Source organism: Burkholderia sp. BCC0419 (genome assembly GCF_902830285.1).
In the GTDB taxonomy this organism is placed as follows: Bacteria; Pseudomonadota; Gammaproteobacteria; order Burkholderiales; family Burkholderiaceae; genus Burkholderia.
The window spans coordinates 1-19609 of the sequence record NZ_CADESR010000018.1 but is presented as its reverse complement, the minus strand read 5'-3'; the positions used below and the strand labels follow the sequence as shown (position 1 = coordinate 19609).

The 19609-nt window shown below is 66.9% G+C and carries 16 protein-coding genes and 2 rRNA genes; 6 read left to right on the top strand and 12 right to left on the bottom strand.

The genetic code is table 11. The features are described from left to right. Positions 1-47 precede the first annotated feature (47 nt). The 7 genes from HWW87_RS36610 to HWW87_RS36580 form a co-directional block, all read right to left on the bottom strand. Positions 48-1094 carry a purine nucleoside permease gene (locus HWW87_RS36610; protein WP_175824352.1) on the bottom strand — a complete coding sequence of 349 codons (1047 nt, stop codon included), beginning with the start codon at positions 1092-1094 and terminating at the stop codon, positions 48-50. A 51-nt stretch (positions 1095-1145) separates the two neighbouring features. Further along, entirely contained in the window at positions 1146-2090 is a 945-nt protein-coding gene (locus HWW87_RS36605; RefSeq protein WP_279608070.1) for a nucleoside-specific channel-forming protein Tsx, read from the bottom strand. Positions 2091-2515: 425 nt separating this feature from the next. Continuing rightward, positions 2516-3973 carry a dihydropyrimidinase gene (hydA, locus tag HWW87_RS36600; RefSeq protein WP_175824351.1) on the bottom strand — a complete coding sequence of 486 codons (1458 nt, stop codon included), beginning with the start codon at positions 3971-3973 and terminating at the stop codon, positions 2516-2518. Positions 3974-4037: 64 nt separating this feature from the next. Continuing rightward, a complete protein-coding gene (locus tag HWW87_RS36595) occupies positions 4038-5546 on the bottom strand; it encodes an NCS1 family nucleobase:cation symporter-1 (RefSeq protein WP_175824350.1) in 1509 nt (502 codons plus the stop codon). A 100-nt stretch (positions 5547-5646) separates the two neighbouring features. Continuing rightward, entirely contained in the window at positions 5647-6963 is a 1317-nt protein-coding gene (gene preA / locus HWW87_RS36590; RefSeq protein ID WP_175824349.1) for an NAD-dependent dihydropyrimidine dehydrogenase subunit PreA, read from the bottom strand. 55 nt (positions 6964-7018) lie between these two features. Further along, entirely contained in the window at positions 7019-8356 is a 1338-nt protein-coding gene (locus tag HWW87_RS36585) for an NAD(P)-dependent oxidoreductase (RefSeq protein ID WP_175824348.1), read from the bottom strand. 127 nt (positions 8357-8483) lie between these two features. Further along, complete coding sequence (locus tag HWW87_RS36580) at positions 8484-9764, bottom strand: Zn-dependent hydrolase (protein WP_175824347.1); 1281 nt, start codon at positions 9762-9764, stop codon at positions 8484-8486. A 319-nt stretch (positions 9765-10083) separates the two neighbouring features. Here HWW87_RS36580 and HWW87_RS36575 point away from each other — a divergent pair, with 319 nt between their 5' ends. Then, on the top strand, positions 10084-10776 hold the full coding sequence (locus HWW87_RS36575; RefSeq protein ID WP_174434500.1) for a TetR/AcrR family transcriptional regulator: 693 nt from the start codon (positions 10084-10086) through the stop codon (positions 10774-10776). Positions 10777-10889: 113 nt separating this feature from the next. On the opposite strand, the gene HWW87_RS36570 is transcribed toward HWW87_RS36575, so the two are convergent. The 3 genes from HWW87_RS36570 to HWW87_RS36560 are packed head-to-tail and all read right to left on the bottom strand — an operon-like array spanning position 10890 to position 14547. After that, positions 10890-12080, bottom strand: a complete 1191-nt coding sequence (locus HWW87_RS36570; protein ID WP_175824346.1) for an acetyl-CoA C-acetyltransferase — start codon at positions 12078-12080, stop codon at positions 10890-10892. Positions 12081-12098: 18 nt separating this feature from the next. Further along, a complete protein-coding gene (locus tag HWW87_RS36565) occupies positions 12099-12866 on the bottom strand; it encodes a 3-hydroxyacyl-CoA dehydrogenase (RefSeq protein WP_175824345.1) in 768 nt (255 codons plus the stop codon). A 13-nt stretch (positions 12867-12879) separates the two neighbouring features. Further along, positions 12880-14547, bottom strand: a complete 1668-nt coding sequence (locus tag HWW87_RS36560; RefSeq protein ID WP_175824344.1) for an acyl-CoA synthetase — start codon at positions 14545-14547, stop codon at positions 12880-12882. A gap of 144 nt (positions 14548-14691) precedes the next feature. Between HWW87_RS36560 and HWW87_RS36555 the strand changes: the two genes are divergently transcribed. From HWW87_RS36555 to HWW87_RS36535, 5 genes are all read left to right on the top strand, one after another. Then, positions 14692-15696 carry an AraC family transcriptional regulator gene (locus HWW87_RS36555; RefSeq protein WP_175824343.1) on the top strand — a complete coding sequence of 335 codons (1005 nt, stop codon included), beginning with the start codon at positions 14692-14694 and terminating at the stop codon, positions 15694-15696. A gap of 120 nt (positions 15697-15816) precedes the next feature. Continuing rightward, positions 15817-17070 (top strand): SMI1/KNR4 family protein, encoded by a 1254-nt coding sequence (locus tag HWW87_RS36550; protein ID WP_175824342.1) that lies wholly within the window; start codon positions 15817-15819, stop codon positions 17068-17070. Positions 17071-17263: 193 nt separating this feature from the next. Beyond that, the gene (locus HWW87_RS36545; RefSeq protein WP_175824341.1) at positions 17264-17863 is read left to right on the top strand and encodes a hypothetical protein; all 600 of its coding nucleotides are present in this window, start codon (positions 17264-17266) and stop codon (positions 17861-17863) included. Between the two features lie 54 nt (positions 17864-17917). After that, the gene (locus HWW87_RS36540; RefSeq protein ID WP_175824340.1) at positions 17918-18316 is read left to right on the top strand and encodes a nuclear transport factor 2 family protein; all 399 of its coding nucleotides are present in this window, start codon (positions 17918-17920) and stop codon (positions 18314-18316) included. A gap of 132 nt (positions 18317-18448) precedes the next feature. Next, on the top strand, positions 18449-18928 hold the full coding sequence (locus HWW87_RS36535) for a GNAT family N-acetyltransferase (RefSeq protein ID WP_175824339.1): 480 nt from the start codon (positions 18449-18451) through the stop codon (positions 18926-18928). 242 nt (positions 18929-19170) lie between these two features. Here HWW87_RS36535 and rrf read toward each other — a convergent pair. Both rrf and HWW87_RS36525 read right to left on the bottom strand, forming a co-directional pair. After that, positions 19171-19283: ribosomal RNA gene (rrf, locus tag HWW87_RS36530) — 5S ribosomal RNA — on the bottom strand. Between the two features lie 229 nt (positions 19284-19512). Next, positions 19513-19609, bottom strand: a 23S ribosomal RNA gene (locus tag HWW87_RS36525); the annotation flags it as partial.

Sequence of the window (19609 nt, the reverse complement as noted above, 5' to 3'; positions counted from 1 at the left end):
TGCCGGGGCGCGCCCGAAGCGCGCCCGTGTCCTGCCGACGGCGGCCATCACTCGGCCGGTACGCCGTCCTTCCAGTGCGCCCAGTCCTTCACGATCGCGTTCACGAGCGGCGAACCGGCGAGGTACAGATTGTCGAGGGCCGGCACGAACCCGCCCTGGCTCTGGTAATCGAGCAGATTGTCGACGTCCGAGCCGCCCGGCGGCGGCCGGTCGAAGTCCGAACCCGAGCGCAGCACGGCCACGCGCTGCGTATCGGCCAGCCCTGCCGCGGCCGCCCGCTTGATCACTTCGAACGTCGCATTGTCTTCCTGCTGCGTCGTGCAGTACACCCCCTTGCCGTCGGTCAGCAGGCGCGTCCATTCGCTGGCGCGCTCGCCCAGCTTCGTGCCCGAGAACCACGTGTCGCCCGCGAGCGTATCGCACTGGATCACGGTCGGCGGCCGGTTCGCGGGCGCGTCCGGATACTTCGCGCGATACGCGGCCGCTTCCTTGCTGTCGTGCAGCGTCACGTCGCGCGACAGCGCGACGGCTTTCCGAAGCAATGCCTCGTTCAACCGGAACACCTCGGTGCGGTAGTCAAGCGGCGGTTTCTCGTCCCCGTTCTTCGTGTTGATGCCGAGATAGCCCGACCTCCAGCCGGCCGGGATCTCGCGCGCATCCAGCTCCCACTGGATCCCGAAGTCGACCAGGTAGCGCGCCCACGCGGCCGAGCCGAGCGTGCCCTGCGCCGGATCGATGCCGGCGATGCCGGTCACCACGAAATAGGTCTTGCGCAGGTCGAACCGGCGCGAATAGACCAGCGCCGCTATCGACGCAGCCGCGTTCGCGTGGCCCATGCCGGTCGTCAGCACGCACACTTCGTTGCGCGTGCAACTGATGTCCGGGTAGTCGGGCGACAGGCCCGGCACCGCGATCTTCTGCACCGGCCCGATCCGGTCGAGCCACGCCTTGCCTTCCGGCCCGAACATCGTGACGATCAGCACCTTGATCGCACGCGGCCGATGCACGCGTTCGCCGGCCGCGTGCGCGCCGGCCGTCATCGTCGCGACCAGCGCGATGATTGCCGCCAACTTCAGTACGTTCCCCTTCAACATTGCTTGCCTCGTTCGTGTGAGATTCATGATCGTGTCGCGGGCGCGGGCCCGTCAGAACTGATAGCCGACGCTCGCGTAATAACCCCAGCCGGTCGACCGGTTCTGGAACGGCCCGTCGCCGAAATTCAGCTCGGTGCCACCCCACTGGCCGCCGTGGTGGAAATAGCGGGCCGCGGTCCAGAAGCGCCAATGCTTGAACGAATAGATCAGCACGTTGGTCGACACGAACGCGGTGTCGGTGCGCGTATTGCCGCCCGTCTCCTCGCGCAGCTTCGAACCGAAGTCGTAGTTGAAGAACCCGACGTAGGTCAGGTTGCCGCCGTGGAACGTGCCGATCGGGTAGATGTATTTCATCTGCGCGCGATAACCGTCCCACGTGTTCTGGTTGGCTGCGCCGTAGTTCTCCCATTGCCGGCGCACGTACAGGTTCGCGGACAGCATCAGCTTCGTATGCGTGTCGATGTCGGTGCCGAAGCCCGCATACAGCGTGTTCTGCCGCCCGGCCGTGTTGTGCCCCTGGTCGTAGATCCAGTCGAACGCGACATACCATTCCTTGAACGGCCCGAATCCGAGATGCCGGCCGAGGAGATCGTCGATCGACACGCGCGGCTCCTGCTCGCTGAACAGCGGCGAGCCCTTGTTCGTATAGCCCGAGTCGTAGCCGTTGCCGACGCCGATTGCACGCGGCAGATCGACATAGCCGTACAGGTCGAACGGCCCCTTCCGGCCGAAATATTCGTATTCGAGGTACACGTCATTGGTCGTGTGCGGCCCGAAGCGGATGTCCTTCGACCCGATCACGCCGAGGCTCTGGTGAAACCATGCCGACAGATACGGCGACGGCGCGGGTGCCGGCGGCGCATTCGGCGTGACCGTGCCGCTCTCGGCGACCTGCAGACCGGCCCCCGGCGCGACGGTCCCCGTCCCCTGCGCGATTGCGACCGCCGGCATGCCCACCGACAGCGCAAGCAGCATGGCGCCCGTTCGCGTCGCCACGCGCACCGTCTTCGTTTCAGTCCTTGACAATTTATTCAGTTCTTCTACATACATTCTCTTGACCCCACCTTCCGATCGTTGCTCTTGTCGATATCCCGACGCTTTCCGGCGGACCCGGATCGCCGCGGCCGGCCGCTGCCCCAGATTCGGGCGCGCCGCCTGCTTCAGGTGCGCGTGCGCTCCGAACTTGACCGGTCAGTCAGCATTCAGACCGTTTCGCGGATAAAACGGAGGGGATAAAGCACAAGCCGTGCCATATATTGACCAGATGGACAGGATGCGAGGAAGATTCGGGACCGGAGCGCGGCCGACGCCGGCGGGACAGGCCGTCCCGCACCGATCGTCCGCCGCCATGAACGCGACGGGATGTCCGGACGCGCGCGGGGCGCGCCGCGCAAACGGACAACCCGCGCGATACGTTCCGCTCAGCCGCCGCGCTCGACCGGATGCGGCTCGCGCAGACGGTTCGCGATCCGCGCGGCCTCGTAGTAGCCGGCCGCCGGCGGGCGCTTCAGGTAGCGGCCCGCGCCGCGCACCGCGCGCAATTCGCCGTCGGCCCACGCGAGTGCGCCGCGCGTGAGCGTGTGCGTCGCGACGCCCTGCACGGTCATCCCCTCGAACACGTTGAAATCGACCTGCTGGTGATGCGTCTTCACCGAGATCGTCTTCGTCGCGGCCGGGTCCCACACGACGAGATCGGCATCGGCGCCGACCTGCACGGCGCCCTTGCGCGGATACAGGTTGAAGATCTGCGCGGCATTGGTCGACGTGATCCGCACGAACTCGTTCGGCGTGATGCGGCCGTGATTCACGCCGTGATGCCACAGCACCGACATGCGGTCCTCGACACCGCCGCAGCCGTTCGGAATCTTCGTGAAATCGTTGCGACCCATCGCCTTCTGCGATGCGCAGAATACGCAGTGATCGGTCGCCGTCGTATGCAGCTGCCCTGATTGCAGCCCGCGCCACAGCGCCTCGCGATGCTCGGCCGAGCGGAACGGCGGGCTCATCACGTGGGCCGCCGCACGCGTCCAGTCCGGGTCGCGATAGACGGCCTCGTCGATCACGAGGTGCCCCGGCAGCACTTCGCCGAACACGCGCAGCCCTTCGCTGCGCGCACGCGTGATCACATCCACCGCATCCTTCGCCGACACGTGCACGATATACACGGGCACGCCGAGCACCTGCGCGATGCGGATCGCGCGGTTCGCGGCTTCGCCCTCCACCTCCGGCGGCCGCGACAGCGGATGCGCCTCCGGCCCCGTCATGCCGCGCGCAAGCAGCGCCTTTTGCAGCTGGAACACGAGTTCACCGTTCTCCGCGTGCACGGTCGGCAGCGCGCCGAGTTCGAGCGAACGCGTGAAGCTGTTCACGAGGATCTCGTCGTCGGCCATGATCGCGTTCTTGTACGCCATGAAGTGCTTGAAACTCGATACGCCATGCTCGCGCACGAGCGTGCCCATATCGCGGTGCACGCTGTCGTCCCACCACGTCACGGCCACGTGAAAACCGTAATCGGAAGCCGATTTCTCGGCCCAGCCGCGCCATTCGCGGAACGCATCCATCAGCGGCTGCTTCGGGCTCGGAATCACGAAGTCGATGATGCTCGTCGTGCCGCCCGACAGCCCGGCAGCCGTGCCCGAATAGAAATCGTCGCTCGCGGTCGTGCCCATGAACGGCAGTTCCATGTGCGTATGCGGGTCGATGCCGCCCGGCATCACGTACTGGTCGTGCGCGTCGACGACGGTCGCGCCGGCCGGCGCGTCGATCTGCTCCGCAATCTGCAGGATCGTGCCGCCGTCCTGCGGGTCCGCGCAGAGCACGTCCGCGCGATAGGAACGGTCCGCATCGACCACGGTGCCGCCACGAATCAGGATTGCCATTTCGTTGCCTCCTCGTTGACTGTCGGGTGCCGCATGCCGCGCGCGAGTCGCATCGGCTCGCGCGTCATGCGCTCGCGATCTGTGCGCGCTGTCCGGCGCGCCACTTCATCCAGGTGCCGTACACGCCGGACGCCAGCACGAGGCCGACGAACCACGCGTACGTGTAAAGCGTGTTGAAGAACGCCGGCACGTTCGGAAACGATGCCGGAAACGCCGTATGCAGGAAGCCCGGCAGGTTCGGCAGCACGCCGACCGCGAGCGCGACCAGCGCGGCCGGGTTCCAGCCGCGCGCGTAGCTGAAGTCGCCGCCTTCGTCGAACAGCGCGCGCGTATCGAGCTGCGTACCGCGAATCAGGAAGTAGTCGACCATCAGGATGCCCGCGACCGGCCCGAGCAGCGCCGAATAGCCGACGAGCCAGGTGAAGATATAGCCGTCCGTCGTCGCGAGGATCTTCCACGGCATCATCACGATCGCGATCGTCGCGGTGATCATCCCGCCCATGCGGTACGAGATCGCCTTCGGCCACAGGCTCGAAAAATCGTATGCAGGACCGACGAGATTCGCGGCGAGGTTGCAGCACATCGTGTCGAGCGTGAGGATCACGAGCGCGATGCCCACACCGATGCCGGTCATCCGGCTCGTCAGGTCGATCGGATCCCAGATCGCGTTGCCGTAGATCACGACGGTCGCCGACGTCACGACGACCGACACCACCGACAGCAGCGCCATCGGCAGCGGCAGCCCGATCGACTGCCCGATCATCTGGTCGCGCTGCGAATGCGCGAAGCGCGTGAAATCGGGGATGTTCAGCGCGAGCGTCGCCCAGAAGCCGACCATCGCGGTCAGGCCCGGCCAGAAGGTCGCCCAGAACAGCCCGGCCTTCTTGCCGCCCGCCGCGAACTGCGACGGCGCCGACAGCATCGAGCCGAACCCGCCCGCCTTCGACGTCGCCCACCACACGAGCGCCACGCACATCACGACCTTGATCGGCGCGGACCAGCTTTCGAGCCAGCGGATCGAATCGGTGCCGTGCAGGATGAAGTAGATCTGCAGCGCCCAGAACACGAGGAAGCACGCGAGCTGCCCGAGCGAGATGCCGACCAGCGGCAGCGCCGCGCCGTGCAGCGCATTGCCGGTCAGGATGTTCAGCAGCGTGTAGATCGCGCTGCCGCCGAGCCAGGTCTGGATGCCGTACCAGCCGCACGCGACGATCGCGCGCAACAGCGCCGGCAGCTTCGCGCCCTGCGTGCCAAACGACGCGCGCACGAGCACCGCGTACGGAATCCCGTGCTTCGCGCCCGCATGGCCGATCAGCAGCATCGGCACGAGCACGATCAGGTTGCCGAGCAGCACCGTCATCACCGCCTGCCACGGCGACATGCCTTCCTGGATCAGCCCGGCCGCGAGCATGTACGACGCGATGTTCATCACCATCCCGACCCACAGCGCCGCGAAGTGGTACCACTTCCACGTGCGCTGCGCCGGCGTCGTCGGCGCGAGGTCGTCGTTGTACAGGCTGCCGCCGTGCGCCGCGGCGCTGTCGGGATCGGCGGGATTCGCTGCGGATTTCATCGATCGCACTCCACGAAAACGTCGGCGCCGGCATCGTGCGATGCCGGCCCAGGGAAACGAAAATCGGCGGCGCGACCCATCCCGCGCCGCCGGACCTCGGTCAGGCCGCCTTCGCGTGCTTCTCGGGCGCGGCCGCCGGGCCGCCGCTCGCACCGGCATCCGCGCTCGCCGGATTGTTCGGATGCGTGGTCCAGTTCGCGTAGTCGCCCGAATCGACGCGCTCCATCGTGATGCATTGCTCGACCGGACACACATGCATGCAAAGATTGCACCCGACGCACTCCGAATCGATCACTTCGAAGTGCCGCACGCCGTCCTTCGTCGCCGTGATCGCCTGATGCGACGTGTCCTCGCACGCGATATGGCACAGCCCGCACTGGATGCAGCGGTCCTGGTCGATGCGCGCCTTGATGTCGTACTTCAGGTTCAGGTATTTCCAGTCCGTCACGTTCGGCACCGCGCGGCCGCGAATGTCGTCGAGCGTCGCGTAGCCCTTCTCGTCCATCCAGTTCGACAAGCCGTCGGCGAGATCCGACACGATCCGGAATCCATAATGCATCGCGGCGGTGCACACCTGCACGCTGCCGGCGCCGAGCACCATGAACTCGGCCGCGTCGCGCCATGACGAGATACCGCCGATGCCCGAGATCGGCAGGTTCGGCGTTTCCGGATCGCGTGCGATCTCCGCGACCATGTTCAGCGCGATCGGCTTCACCGCCGGCCCGCAATAGCCGCCGTGCGTGCCCTTGCCGTCGACGGTCGGCATCGGCGCCATCTGATCGAGATCGACCGCGACGATCGAGTTGATCGTGTTGATCAGCGACACGCCGTCCGCGCCGCCCTTGTATGCGGCGCGCGACCCCATGCGGATGTCGCTGATGTTCGGCGTAAGCTTCACGAGGCATGGCAGCTTCGTGCCTTCCTTGACCCAGCGCGTGACCATCTCGACGTATTCGGGTACCTGCCCGACCGCCGCGCCCATCCCGCGCTCGCTCATCCCGTGCGGGCAGCCGAAGTTCAGCTCGACCGCATCGGCGCCGGTATCTTCGACGAGCGGCAGGATCCATTTCCAGTCGCGCTCGTTGCACGGCACCATCAGCGACACGATCAGCGCGCGGTCCGGCCAGTCGCGCTTCACCTGCGCGATCTCTCTCAGGTTCACGTCGAGCGGACGGTCGGTGATCAGCTCGATGTTGTTCAGCCCAGCGATGCGCTGGCCGTTCCATTGCACCGCGCCGTAGCGCGAACTGACGTTGACGACGTGCGGATCGAGCCCGAGCGTCTTCCAGACGACGCCGCCCCAGCCCGCCTCGAACGCGCGATTGACGTTGTAGGCCTTGTCGGTCGGCGGCGCGGACGCCAGCCAGAAAGGATTCGGCGAAGTGATGCCTGCGATGGTGCAGCGAAGATCGGCCATGTTCGGCTCCGTGAGAAGGGGGTCGTGTTCGGTGTGCCCGCGGTGCGCCGCGCGTTCAGGCCGCCTTCGCGGCGCGCGCGGCGAGCGTCGCGTCGATCGACGCGGCCGCGCGCTTGCCGTCCTGCACGGCCTGCACCGTGAGGTCGATGCCATCCGTCGCCGCGCAGTCGCCGCCGGCCCATACGTCCGGCAGCGCCGTGCGCCCGTCCGCATCCACCGCGATACGCGTGCCGTCCGCGGTCAGCAACGCGGCCGCGATACCGTCCGGCACGAGCGTCTGGCCGATCGCCTTCAGCACCATGTCCGCGTCGACGGTGAAGCGCTCGCCCGACGCGCCCTCGAATTCGACGCCCGTCACCTGCCCGTTCGCACCCGCCATACGCATCGGCTTCGCGTGCGTGACGAGCGTGACGCCGCTCTTCTGCGCGAACTCGCGCTCGGCCCACGTCGCGCTCATCGCATCCACGCCGCGCCGGTACACCATCGTCACGCGTTCGGCGCCGAGCTTGCGGCTCTGCACCGCCGCATCGATCGCCGTATTGCCGCCGCCGATCACGACCACGCGCCGCCCGACCGGCACGTTCTCCATTCCGTCGGCCTGCCGCACCTGCTCGATGAAGTCGACCGCATTCATCACGCCGTCCAGTTGCTCGCCGTCGATCGCGAGCGCACGCACGCCGCCGAGCCCCATCGCGAGAAATACCGCGTCGTGCTGCTCGCGCAGCGCGTCGAGCGTCACGTCGCGTCCGAGCGCCACGCCCGTTTCCAGCGTGATGCCACCCACCGACAGCAGCCACTCGACTTCGCGTTGCGCGAAATCGTCGACGGTCTTGTACGCGGCGATCCCGTATTCGTTGAGGCCGCCGGCCTTCGGGCGCGCATCGAACAGCGTGACGCGGTGCCCGGCGAGTGCGAGCCGGTGCGCGCACGCGAGCCCGGCCGGCCCCGCGCCGACCACCGCCACATGGCGGCCCGTGTCGGGCGCGCGCCGGAACTGCACCGCGCCGGTCTGCATCGCCCAGTCGGTCGCATGCCGCTGCAGCGCGCCGATCGCGACCGGTTGCGCATCCTGATGGTTGCGCACGCACGCGCCTTCGCACAGGATCTCCGTCGGGCACACGCGTGCGCACATCCCGCCGAGCGGATTCGCGGACAGGATGTCGGTCGCGGCACCCTTCAGGTTGCCGTTGCCGATCTTGCGGATGAAGCTCGGGATGTCGATCTGCGTCGGGCACGCGTGCACGCACGGCGCGTCGTAGCAGTAATGGCAGCGGCTGGCCGCCGCCGCCGCGGCAGTCGGATCGAGCAGCGGCGCGATATCGGCGAATTCGCACGAGAGTTGCGTGGACGGCAGGCGGTGCGCGGCGATATCGCCGGTTGGCTGGGTGGTCATACGCGTTCCTTCGACTGAGTGGAGACAAAGCCGTCCCCGCCGGCTGCGGATGCACAGTCGGGGCGGTCATGCTTAGGCATGCAAATGTCGGACGATAGGCAGCCTCGCGGCCGCTACGGTCGATCCGTCATGAGACCGGCTCGCATGCGCGCGACAGCATCGCGTGCAGCAGCACGTTCGCGCCGGCCTCGATCCATGCGGGCGTCGCGTCCTCGATCTCGTTGTGGCTGATGCCGTCGATGCAGGGCACGAACACCATCGACGTCGGCGCGACCTGCGCCAGATAGCACGCGTCGTGGCCCGCGCCCGACACGATGTCGCGATGCGAGTAGCCGAAGCGATCGGCCGCATCGCGCACGGCCGCCACGCATGCGGAATCGAACGCGACCGGCTTGTAGTAGAAAATCTGCTCGAGTTCGGTATCGAGCCCGATGTCGGCCGCGATGCGCGCGACGCCGTCGCGCAGCGCCGCATCCATCTTCGCGAGCACGGCGTCGTCCGGATGACGGAAATCGACGGTGAAGAACACGCGGCCGGGAATCACGTTGCGCGAGTTCGGGTGGACCTGCATCATGCCGACCGTCGCGCAGCCGAACGGCGCATGATCGAGGCCGATCCGGTTGACGAGATCGACCACGCGCGACGCGCCGAGCAGCGCGTCGCGGCGGCGCGGCATCGGCGTCGGTCCCGCGTGCGCTTCCTGGCCGGTGAACGTGATTTCGTACCAGCGCTGCCCCTGTGCGTCGGTCACGACGCCGATCGTCTTGCATTCCGCCTCGAGAATCGGCCCCTGCTCGATATGCAGTTCGAACGCCGCGTGCAGCTTGCGCCCGCCGCACGGCACGTCGCCCGCGTAGCCGATGCGCGCCAGCTCCTCGCCGATCGTCTTGCCGTCGACATCCTTGCGCGACAGCCCGTATTCGAGCGGGAACACGCCCGCGAACACGCCCGATGCGACCATCGCGGGCGCGAAGCGCGAGCCCTCCTCGTTGGTCCAGATCACGACCTCGACCGGATGCTCGGTCTCGATGCCGTGATCGCTCAGACTGCGAATCACTTCGAGTCCGCCGAGCACGCCATAGATGCCGTCGAAGCGCCCGCCGGTCGGCTGCGAATCCGCGTGCGAGCCCGTGACGACCGGCGCCGCGTCGGCCACGCGGCCCGCACGGCGCATGAACACGTTGCCCATCGTATCGACCGTCACCGTGCAGCCGGCGGCCTTCGCCCAGCCGACGATCAGGTCGCGGCCGGCCTTGTCGAGATCGGTCAGCGCGAGACGGCACACGCCGCCTTTCGGCGTCGCGCCGATTTTCGCGACTTCCATCAGGCTGTCCCACAACCGCTTGCCGTCGACCTTGATCGACGTGTCGAAAGCTGCCCGCTTCACTGTTTCCGATACCGCGTTCATTCGTATCGCTCCTGTGGGGTCGGTGATGTCGTCAGCCCGGTCTGTGCCGGTGCATGTGAGGCCTGTTTCGGGGCACACCGCACGGATGCGGTGCATGTCCGTCGACTCGCGAAACGCGTTAAATCCTGTCCGTTTGGACAGGTTTTAGACCATCAAAATAACCAGCGCAACGTCTTTCTTGCGCGACGCACCGGAGCGAGAAACGTGCCATCGCAACGCAGCATCGCCGTGGCGTGGCGGCATTCCCATGCGTGCGCGCGACACGAATCAGCGGCTAGAATGAAGCTCAACGCGGCATGCCCGCCGCGCGAGGGTCACGATGAGACATGACGAGGCGGCAATCGCAGCCACCGACCGGGATGAAACGCCGGCGCCTTTGCGGCGACGCAAGGCACACATTCGCGAATCCAACGAAGCGCATCTGCTCGCGTGCGCGGAGGCCGTATTCGCGGAACGCGGGCTCGCCGGCGCCAGCACCGCGATGATCGCGGAGCGCGCCGGCCTGCCGAAGGCGAATGTGCACTACTACTTCCCGACCAAGCTCGCGCTGTACCGCCGCGTGCTCGACGACCTGTTCGAAGACTGGCACCGCGCGGCCGGCTCGTTCGAGGGCGGCGACGATCCGGTGGAAGCGATCGGCGGCTACGTGCGCGCGAAGATGGCGCTGTCGCAGCGGCGCCCGCTCGGCTCGAAGGTGTGGGCCAACGAGATCATCCACGGCGCGGAGCACATGCAGGACATCCTGTCGCAACGCGTGAAGCCGTGGTTCGACACGCGCATCAAGGTGATCGAAGGCTGGATCGCGCGCGGGCTGCTCGCGCCGATCGACCCGCACGCGCTGATGTACCTGATCTGGGCGACCACGCAGCACTATGCGGATTTCGATGCGCAGATTCGCGCGCTGAGCGGCAAGCGCGCGTTCACGAAGAAGGCGTTCGACGAAAAGACCGAACAGGTCGTGCAACTCGTGATTCGCGCGTGCGGCGCGGTGTCGCCGAATGCGAAGTCGTAACACGACACGACGATCCGCCGAGTAAACACGGGCGGCGCGCACCACACGGGGAGGTCCCGTGCGATGCGCGCCGCCCGTGTTGGCGCTTGCTTGCTTGCGAACGACGCGATGCGTTACGCGATGCGCTCGATCGCGACGGCCGTCGCTTCGCCGCCGCCGATGCACAGCGATGCGATGCCGCGCTTCTGGCCGTACGTTTCGAGCGCGGCCAGCAGCGTCACCATCACGCGCGCACCCGATGCGCCGATCGGATGCCCGAGCGCACACGCGCCGCCGTGTACGTTGACCTTCTCGTGCGGCAGGTCGAGGTCGCGCATCGCGGCCATCGGCACCACCGCGAACGCTTCGTTGATCTCGAACAGGTCGACGTCGCGCAGGTTCCAGCCGGTTTTCTCCGACAGCTTGCGCAGCGCGCCGATCGGCGCGGTCGCGAACAGGCCGGGCTTGTCCGCATAGGTCGAATGCCCGACGATCACGGCCTTCGGCGTGAGGCCGAGGCGCTCGGCTTCCGAGCGGCGCATCATCACGAGCGCGGCCGCGCCGTCCGAGATCGACGATGCGTTCGCGGCCGTCACCGTGCCGCCGTCGCGAAACGCCGGCTTCAGCGTCGGAATCTTGTCGAGTTTCGCCTTGCCCGGCTGCTCGTCGATCGACACGACGCTTTCCGTCTTGCCGGCCTTCACGGTCACCGGCGCGATCTCGGACACGAAATGCCCTTCCGCGATCGCGCGCTGCGCCCGCGTCAGCGACGCAATCGCGAACGCATCCTGCGCTTCGCGCGTGAACTGGTAGGCCTGCGCGCAATCCTCGGCGAACGTGCCCATCAGGCGGCCTTTTTCATATGCGTCCTCGAGCCCGTCGAGGAACATGTGGTCGAGCACCTGCCCGTGCCCCATGCGCATGCCCGCGCGCGCCTTCGGCAGCAGGTACGGCGCATTCGTCATGCTCTCCATCCCGCCCGCCACGGCCACGCCCGCCGAACCTGCCAGCAGCAGGTCGTGCGCGAACATCGCCGCCTTCATCCCCGAACCGCACATCTTGTTGACCGTGGTCGCGCCCGCCGCGAGCGGCAGTCCGGCCTTCAGCGCGGCCTGTCGTGCGGGCGCCTGGCCCTGGCCGGCCGGCAGCACGCAGCCGAACACGATTTCGTCGATGCGTTCGGCCGGCACGTTCGCGCGCTCGAGCGCGGCGCGAATCGCCACTGCGCCGAGGTCGCTCGCGCTGGCTGCCGCCAGGTCACCCTGAAAACCACCCATCGGCGTGCGCGCCGCGCCCACGATTACGATCGGATCCTGAGTCGTCATGATTCGCTTCCTCCAGTGTCAGCGCGGTGCCATGCGCAACGCGCCATCGAGACGGATGACTTCGCCGTTCAACATCGTGTTCTCGGCGATGTGGCGCACCAGCGCCGCAAATTCTTCCGGGCGGCCGAGCCGCGGCGGGAACGGCACGCTCTTGCCGAGCGCGTCCTGCACGTCCTGCGGCATGCCGGCCATCATCGGCGTCGCGAAGATGCCGGGCGCGACCGTCACGACGCGAATGCCGAAGCGCGCGAGCTCGCGTGCGATCGGCAGCGTCATGCCCACCACGCCGCTTTTCGACGCCGCATACGCGGCCTGTCCGATCTGCCCGTCGAACGCCGCGACCGACGCGGTGTTGATGATCACGCCGCGCTCGCCTTCCGCGTCGGCGTCCTGCTTCGACATCGCTTCGGCGGCCAGCCGGATCATGTTGAACGTGCCGACCAGGTTGATCGACACCGCGCGCGCGAAGCGGTCGAGCGAATGCGGGCCGTCGCGGCCGACGACCTTCTCGCCCGGTGCGACTCCCGCGCAGTTCACGAGCGCGTCGATGCGGCCGAACGCGTCGCGCGCGGCCGCGACGGCCGCCTGGCCGTCGGCTTCGCTCGTCACGTCGGTCTTCACGAACCGCGCGGCCGAGCCGAGTTCGTTGGCGAGACTCGCGCCCGCCTCGTCGTTGACGTCCAGCAGCACGGCCTTGCCGCCTTGCGCGACGACCATGCGCGCCACCGCGGCGCCGAGGCCGGAACCTGCGCCCGTAATCAGAAAAACGCGATCCTTGATATTCATTCGCAGTCCGTATTCAGGGTTGAGCGGCCTTCTCGGCTTCCATCTTGCGCAACACGAAGCGCTGGATCTTGCCGCTCGGGGTTTTGGGCAGCGCGTCGACGAAATCGATCGCGCGCGGATAAGCGTGAGCGGACAGCCGCCGCTTCACGTGCAGACTCAATTCCTCGGCCAGTTCCGGCGTGCCGTCGAACCCTTTCGACAGGACGACGAACGCCTTCACGATTTCCGTACGCTCCGGGTCGGGCACGCCGATCACCGCAGCCTCGCTGACCGCCGGATGCTCGATCAGCGCGCTTTCCACGTCGAACGGGCCGATCCGGTAGCCGGACGACGTGATCACGTCGTCCGCGCGGCCGATGAAGCTCACGGTGCCGTCCGGCTCCAGCTCGACGTTGTCGCCGGTCCGGTAGTAGCCGTCCGCGATCGCCGGCGTGTCCTGCTGCCAGTAGCCGCGGAACCACAGCAGCGGCGAACGTTCGATGTCGATCGCGAGGGTGCCGGGCTCGCCGGGGCCGAGTTCGCGGCCGGCTTCGTCGAGCACCGCGACGCGATAGCCGGGCATCGCGAAGCCGGCTGAACCGGCATGGACAACGTGCGTGAGCCCGTGATGGTTGTTCACGACCATTCCGAGCTCGGTCTGGCCGTAGTGATCGTGGATCGGCGCGCCGAGCGCCGCGTGGAACCAGCGCACGACTTCCGGATTCAGCGGTTCGCCCGCGCTGCTCACCACCCGCAGCTGGCCCTTCAAGGGCGCGGCCGCTTCCGTCCCGGCCGCCATCAGCATCCGGTACGCGGTCGGCGAACCCGCGAGGCTCGTGATGCCGAGCCGTTCGATCACGTCGTACGTGCTGTCGACCGTGAAGCTGCCCTCGTAGAGCGTCGTCGCATGGCCGAGCAGCAACGGGCCCGTGATCGCGTAATAGAGGCCGTACGCCCAGCCTGGGTCGGCGATATTCCAGAACCGGTCGGTGGCGCGCAGATCGACGGCGTCGCGCATGTACGCGCCGAACGCGAGCAACGCGTACAGCGGCACCGGCACGCCCTTCGGCAAGCCCGTGGTGCCTGACGTCGACATCATCATGAACAGGTCCGATCCCTTGCGCAGCACGGGCTCGAACGTATCGGACTGTGCGTCGAGCGCCGCACGGAAATCGATGTCGTCGTCCGGCGGCGTGTCGCCCGCTTCGCACACCGTCGCCACCGGCGGGCAATCGGCGATTTCGTCGAGCTTCGCGCGATTCGCGACGTTGGTCACGACGAGCCGCGCATCGCTCATGCGCAGCCGGTGCTCGATCGCCTTCGGACCGAATGCGGTGAACAGCGGCTGGTACACGGCGCCCGCGCGCCACGTGCCGAGGATCGTCGCGACGAGCTCCGGCGTGCGCGGCAGCAGGCCGGCCACCACGTCGCCGGGCTTCACGCCCTGCGCGACGAGCAGGTTCGCGACCCGGGCCGACAACGCCTGCATCTGCGCGAACATGAAGCGGCGGTGCTGCCCGCCGGCGTCGATCCAGTCGAGCGCGATCGCATCCGCCTTCGCGTGCCGGTCGCAGCATTCGACACACGCGTTCAGGCCGCGCTCCAGGTCGCCGCTCAGTTGCGCGGCGGCGGTCTCGATACTGAACCGGGCCACGGCGTCGGCGTAGGCCGGCACCGGCCGGGCGGTAGCTCCTTCAGGCATGCGTGTCTCCTGTGCGTTATGGCCGCCGGCGAGCCAGGGGCGCGACGGGGATACATCGATAGTAGACAGCCCCCACATTGCAATCAATGACAAACGGAATCTAGAATCGTGATCGCTTTTGCCATGTCGGGAGGATGCAGGAAAATGGGGCCGCAGATGATTTCGCCGGATTTCGTCGACGATGCGCTCGCGTGCCTGCGCCGGCACGACCTGCCGACGGCGCCCGTGCTGCGCACCGCCGGGCTGCCGGCCGCCGTGCACGAGCCCGTCACGCCGCAGCAGTACGGCCGGCTGTGGCTCGCGATCGCCGGCGCGCTCGACGACGAATTCTTCGGGCTCGCCGCGCGCCCGATGCGGCGCGGCAGCTTCACGCTGCTGTGCCACGCGGTGCTGCATGCCGGCACGCTCGACAAGGCGCTGCGGCGCGCGCTGAAATTCCTGCGCGTGGTGCTCGACGAGCCGCACGGCGAACTCGTCGTGGCCGACGGGCAGGCGCAGATCGTGCTGGCGCAATCGGGCGCGCCGTACCCGGCGTTTGCATACCGGACCTTCTGGCTGATCCTGCTCGGCGTCGCGTGCTGGCTGATCGGCCGGCGCATCCCGCTGCAGCGCATCGATTTCGCGTGCCCGAGCCCCGGCCAGCGCAGCGACTATCACCAGTTCTTCGGCGTCCCCGTGCATTTCGACCGGCCCGACAGCCGGCTCGCGTTCAACGCCGCGTACCTCACGCTGCCGACGATCCGTTCGGAGCAGGCGCTGAAGACCTTCCTGCGCGGCGCGCCCGGCAATCTCCTCGTGCGCTACCGGCACGACACGGGCTGGGTCGCGAAGACGCGCGCGCACCTGAAGGCGCTGCCGGCCGCCGAGTGGCCCGACTTCGACACGCTGGCCGTGTGCCTCGACACGACGCCCGCGACGCTGCGGCGCCGTTTGCGCAGCGAAGGGCAAAGCTTCGCGGCGATCAAGGACGAGTTGCGCGGCGCGCTCGCGCAGTCGCTGCTGCGCGAGCACACGCTGAGCGTCGCGGAGATCGCGGCCGAACTCGGCTTCACCGAGCCGAGCGCGTTTCATCGCGCGTTTCGGAAATGGACGGGCACGAGTCCCGGTGCCTTTCGGCGCGACGTGCATGCGGCGAATGCGGAGTCTTGAATGGCGCGTGGGTGCGGAGCGTCTCGTCACGCGACGCTGATACGATGCGAACATCCGCGTGCCGTCCGTCGCCGATGAACCGCGGCAAACACCCGATCAACCCTCACCGCTCACGCTCCGATGCAAGCCACCTTCTTTTCCGATACCGAACTGGCTGATCTGCGCGCGCACGGCATCGTACTGTTTGCCGGCCGCGTGATCTTCGATGCTCAGCCGCCGATGCCGGCCGACCAGATCACAGCCGTGCAGGCCTGCTGTCACGGCGACATTCCGCTCCCGTTGCTCGAGCTGTGGCGCGTCACCGCCGGCGGCCGCCTCGACTACGACCTGACGCTGGAGATGAACGGCAATATCGAAGGGATCAGCTGGGGCGAGCTGTTCTACAACGGCAGCGACGGCTACCGCGATCTGCAGGGCTGGATCGACCACGAACTCGAACTGGCCGAGGAAGCCGCCGAAGAGAACTCGCGCCCTTGGAGCGGCCAGATCGCTGCGTTGCCTGTCGGCGGTTTCGAATACTGCGACCGGATCTATGTCGTGACGGAACCCGGCGCCAAGGATCATGGCCACGTGCTCGCCTGGAAACAGGGGCTGCCGCCCGCATGGCGCGGCGCGATGCACGAGGACGGCCTCGCGACGATCGCACACGACCTGTACGCAGCATTCGGCGCGCTGCAACTCCATGCGGATCCGCTGGAACCGGGCAGCGAAAGCGGCACCGGCGAAGCATTGCTCGAATATGTCGACGAGCGCCGGACCGGGCATGGCCTGTCGGCGCCGCTCGCGGACAAGCTGATCGCGTTCTATCGCGAGGCCGTGATCGACTGGCGCACGCCGCTTGCCAACGGCACGCTCGCGTCGCAGCCGGTGCTCGCGCGTCACGCGTTGCGTGATGCGATCGACCACGACGACGCAGCACTCACCACACAACTGGCGCCGATCGTCGCGGATCTCGGCACCCCGGTCGCCGGCAGCTTGATTCCGACCGACTATGCGCTGCGGCGCCAGAAGTTTGCGGCCGCCGCCGCGTTGCTCGAATCGGGCGCACCGATCGCACCGGATTCGCTCGCGTCCGTGTCCGGCGACGTGCCGGTCGCACTGATGCGTGCGCTGCTCGACGCCGGCGTACAGCCGGATGCCGACGCGATGGCACGTTGCGTCGCGGGCGGCGGCGCCGATAGCGCGCGGCTGATCGGCGCGGCCTTGTCCGCCCATGGCGTCGATGCAGCAGCAGCCTACCGCGCGGCGAGCGAAAAGCTGCTGGACACGCTGACGGCCGACATCCGCAAGGTTCGCGCCGGCAAGCTCAGTCACTATCTCGGGCTCGACGGGCTCGAAGCATGCGCCGAGCGCCTGCGGACGTTCGAGCGCTGACGTCACGCCAGCACCGACGGACAGTGGATTTTCCTGTGGCATCGCAGTCCGGGTGCCGTTTGCCTGGATCTGGTTTCTCCCGCGTTCCGGTGCGATTCTGCGTAGCGCTCACCGCACCGCGGGGCAGGCATGACGTTGCGCCCCGTTCCGTCTGACCACATACTGGTCAGCCAGTCCGAACAAGGTTGCGTCGATGGTGAATGTCGATGAGAGCCCCGCTTCGATCTTCGGCGTGCTCGGAACGGCCGTGTCGTTGCTGGCAGCGATTCCTTACGCGCTCGCGATCTACCGGCGCACCGTTCGCCCGCATCTGTTCACGTGGCTCGTGTGGTCGGTCGTCACGGCGATCGCGGCCGCCGGCCAGTTCGTTGCAGGCGCGGGGCCGTCCGCGTGGTGCACGGCGGCGATTGCCCTCACATGCTTTCTGACGCTGATCGCCAGCCTGTTTCGCGGCGAGCGCGGCTGGACGGGCCTCGACTGGTTGTTCCTGTGCGCGGCACTGTCGGCCATTCCGCTGTGGATGCTGACCGACGATCCGACGGTGTCGATCTGCCTGGTTACGCTGATCGAGCTTGCCGGCCTCGGCCCGACCGTGCGCAAGACGATCCGCAATCCGTGGAGCGAGAGCCTCGCCTATTTCGCGCTGTGCGTGCTCAAGTACGCGCTGGCGTTGCTGGCACTGAGCACGTGGAGTGTCGCGGTCGCGTTCTATCCAGCCGTCAACCTCATCGCGTCGATCGGCATCTGCTTGGTGATGCTGGTCCGACGCCAGTCGTTGTCGAACGCGCGGTAGGCTGCGTTTGTCGCCGCCGTGCCGCTTCCCCTCCGAAATGATGCGAGGCCTGACATGGATGCAATCCGTACCGTCATCGAACCCTGCGAAACCGCGCTCCGCGCGGCGATGCTGGCCAACGACATCGAAGCGCTCGATGCGTTGCTGGACGACGAGCTGGTGTTCACCGTCCCGACCGGCCAGATCATCTCGAAAGAGGACGACCTCGCCGCGCATCGCGCGAAGCTTCTGCGTCTCGATACACTCGACGTCCACGAAATGCACGCACGCGCGATCGACGAGATGATCCTGACCACGACGCGAGCGACCCTCGCCGGCCATTTCGATGGCACGGCATTCGCCGGCCATTTCGATGGCACGGCATTCGCCGGCACGTTTGCCTATACGCGCCTCTGGCGTCGATCGGGCGCCAACTGGCGCGTCGTCGCCGGACATGCATCGCAGGTGATGTAGCTGCGCCGAGCGTGTGCGGATGAACCGCGTCAGGCAATGCTGCTGCGAGCGGGCCGGCTGTCGATTGAGCGGTGAGACCCTGCGATCCGGATGATGCACTGATGAAAAACGCCGACCGAGGTGGTGTCGGCCATGACGAGAGCCGACATGCACAAGCTATGTACCGTGCGTTCTACGCGTGCCGCGGACGCGGACGAGCTCACGCGACTGGCGCGCCTTTCAAAGGCGCATTGGGGCTATCCGAAGGAATGGCTCGACTTGTGGCAAAACGATCTCACGATTTCGCCGGAGACGATCGAAGGGGCGATCGGTTACGTCGCGGAATCGGGCGAGTCGATCATCGGGTTCTGGGTCGGAGCATCAGTGGATTCGGATCGACCGACGCCCGGATGGCTGTTCGTTCATCCCGATCACATGGGTCAGGGTGTCGCCCGTGCGCTGTGGGAATCCGTTCGGGCCGAAGCCGCTGCGAGAGGAATCAAAAGCTTCGTGGTCGAAGTGGATCCCAATGCTGCGCCGTTCTATCTGACGCTGGGAGCTGAAAAGATCGGCGAAAAGGAATCGAGCGTCGTCCCGGGTAGATTTTTTCCGATCTTGCGGATCACGGTCTGATGGGTGAGGAGAGGGCAGCAAGATGGCTCACTGCGTGCGGTCGATGGAACAGAGCTACCGACGGTTGTGAACGAGGCTGCAGTGGGGAGAAATGTCGGGTTTCGATTAGCCCGACTGGTCGGCGTGATGACGCTGTCTACGCCCGTAGCTCGTGCCGCATGGCTCCGCGCCTGGCACGCGCATTTCCGCCGCTGAAATGCAAAAACCCCCGCCTTGTCGGGCGGGGGTTTCTGGCTTAGGGAGCCTGACGATTACCTACTTTCACACGGGAATCCGCACTATCATCGGCGTAGAGTCGTTTCACGGTCCTGTTCGGGATGGGAAGGGGTGGGACCGACTCGCTATGGTCATCAGGCAAAGGGGGTTGTTCTGCTGGCGTGGCCAACAGAACCAATCTTGGAAGAAGCAGTAATTTAGGTTGTGTGTATCACACACGAGAATCCAACATGTCTTGTCTTGCTACGCAGGTCACCGGTACTTCAACCGGCGCGCCGCATCGATCAGCTTCGCTGCTCGACGCTCTGCGTGGGATGCTCGTAAGTGCTGAAGCACTAACGATCATCGACACAAGGCAGACTTGTTATAGGATCAAGCCTTACGGGCAATTAGTATCAGTTAGCTGAACGCATTACTGCGCTTACACACCTGACCTATCAACGTCCTGGTCTCGAACGACCCTTC

What these genes read in the sequence shown, in the direction of transcription:
- HWW87_RS36610 (WP_175824352.1), bottom strand. Translation starts at nt 1,094, where the DNA reads ATGTTGAAGGGGAACGTACTGAAGTTGGCGGCAATCATCGCGCTGGTC.
- hydA (WP_175824351.1), bottom strand. Translation starts at nt 3,973, where the DNA reads ATGGCAATCCTGATTCGTGGCGGCACCGTGGTCGATGCGGACCGTTCC.
- HWW87_RS36595 (WP_175824350.1), bottom strand. Translation starts at nt 5,546, where the DNA reads ATGAAATCCGCAGCGAATCCCGCCGATCCCGACAGCGCCGCGGCGCAC.
- preA (WP_175824349.1), bottom strand. Translation starts at nt 6,963, where the DNA reads ATGGCCGATCTTCGCTGCACCATCGCAGGCATCACTTCGCCGAATCCT.
- HWW87_RS36585 (WP_175824348.1), bottom strand. Translation starts at nt 8,356, where the DNA reads ATGACCACCCAGCCAACCGGCGATATCGCCGCGCACCGCCTGCCGTCC.
- HWW87_RS36580 (WP_175824347.1), bottom strand. Translation starts at nt 9,764, where the DNA reads ATGAACGCGGTATCGGAAACAGTGAAGCGGGCAGCTTTCGACACGTCG.
- HWW87_RS36575 (WP_174434500.1), top strand. Translation starts at nt 10,084, where the DNA reads ATGAGACATGACGAGGCGGCAATCGCAGCCACCGACCGGGATGAAACG.
- HWW87_RS36570 (WP_175824346.1), bottom strand. Translation starts at nt 12,080, where the DNA reads ATGACGACTCAGGATCCGATCGTAATCGTGGGCGCGGCGCGCACGCCG.
- HWW87_RS36565 (WP_175824345.1), bottom strand. Translation starts at nt 12,866, where the DNA reads ATGAATATCAAGGATCGCGTTTTTCTGATTACGGGCGCAGGTTCCGGC.
- HWW87_RS36560 (WP_175824344.1), bottom strand. Translation starts at nt 14,547, where the DNA reads ATGCCTGAAGGAGCTACCGCCCGGCCGGTGCCGGCCTACGCCGACGCC.
- HWW87_RS36555 (WP_175824343.1), top strand. Translation starts at nt 14,692, where the DNA reads ATGGGGCCGCAGATGATTTCGCCGGATTTCGTCGACGATGCGCTCGCG.
- HWW87_RS36550 (WP_175824342.1), top strand. Translation starts at nt 15,817, where the DNA reads ATGCAAGCCACCTTCTTTTCCGATACCGAACTGGCTGATCTGCGCGCG.
- HWW87_RS36545 (WP_175824341.1), top strand. Translation starts at nt 17,264, where the DNA reads ATGGTGAATGTCGATGAGAGCCCCGCTTCGATCTTCGGCGTGCTCGGA.
- HWW87_RS36540 (WP_175824340.1), top strand. Translation starts at nt 17,918, where the DNA reads ATGGATGCAATCCGTACCGTCATCGAACCCTGCGAAACCGCGCTCCGC.
- HWW87_RS36535 (WP_175824339.1), top strand. Translation starts at nt 18,449, where the DNA reads ATGACGAGAGCCGACATGCACAAGCTATGTACCGTGCGTTCTACGCGT.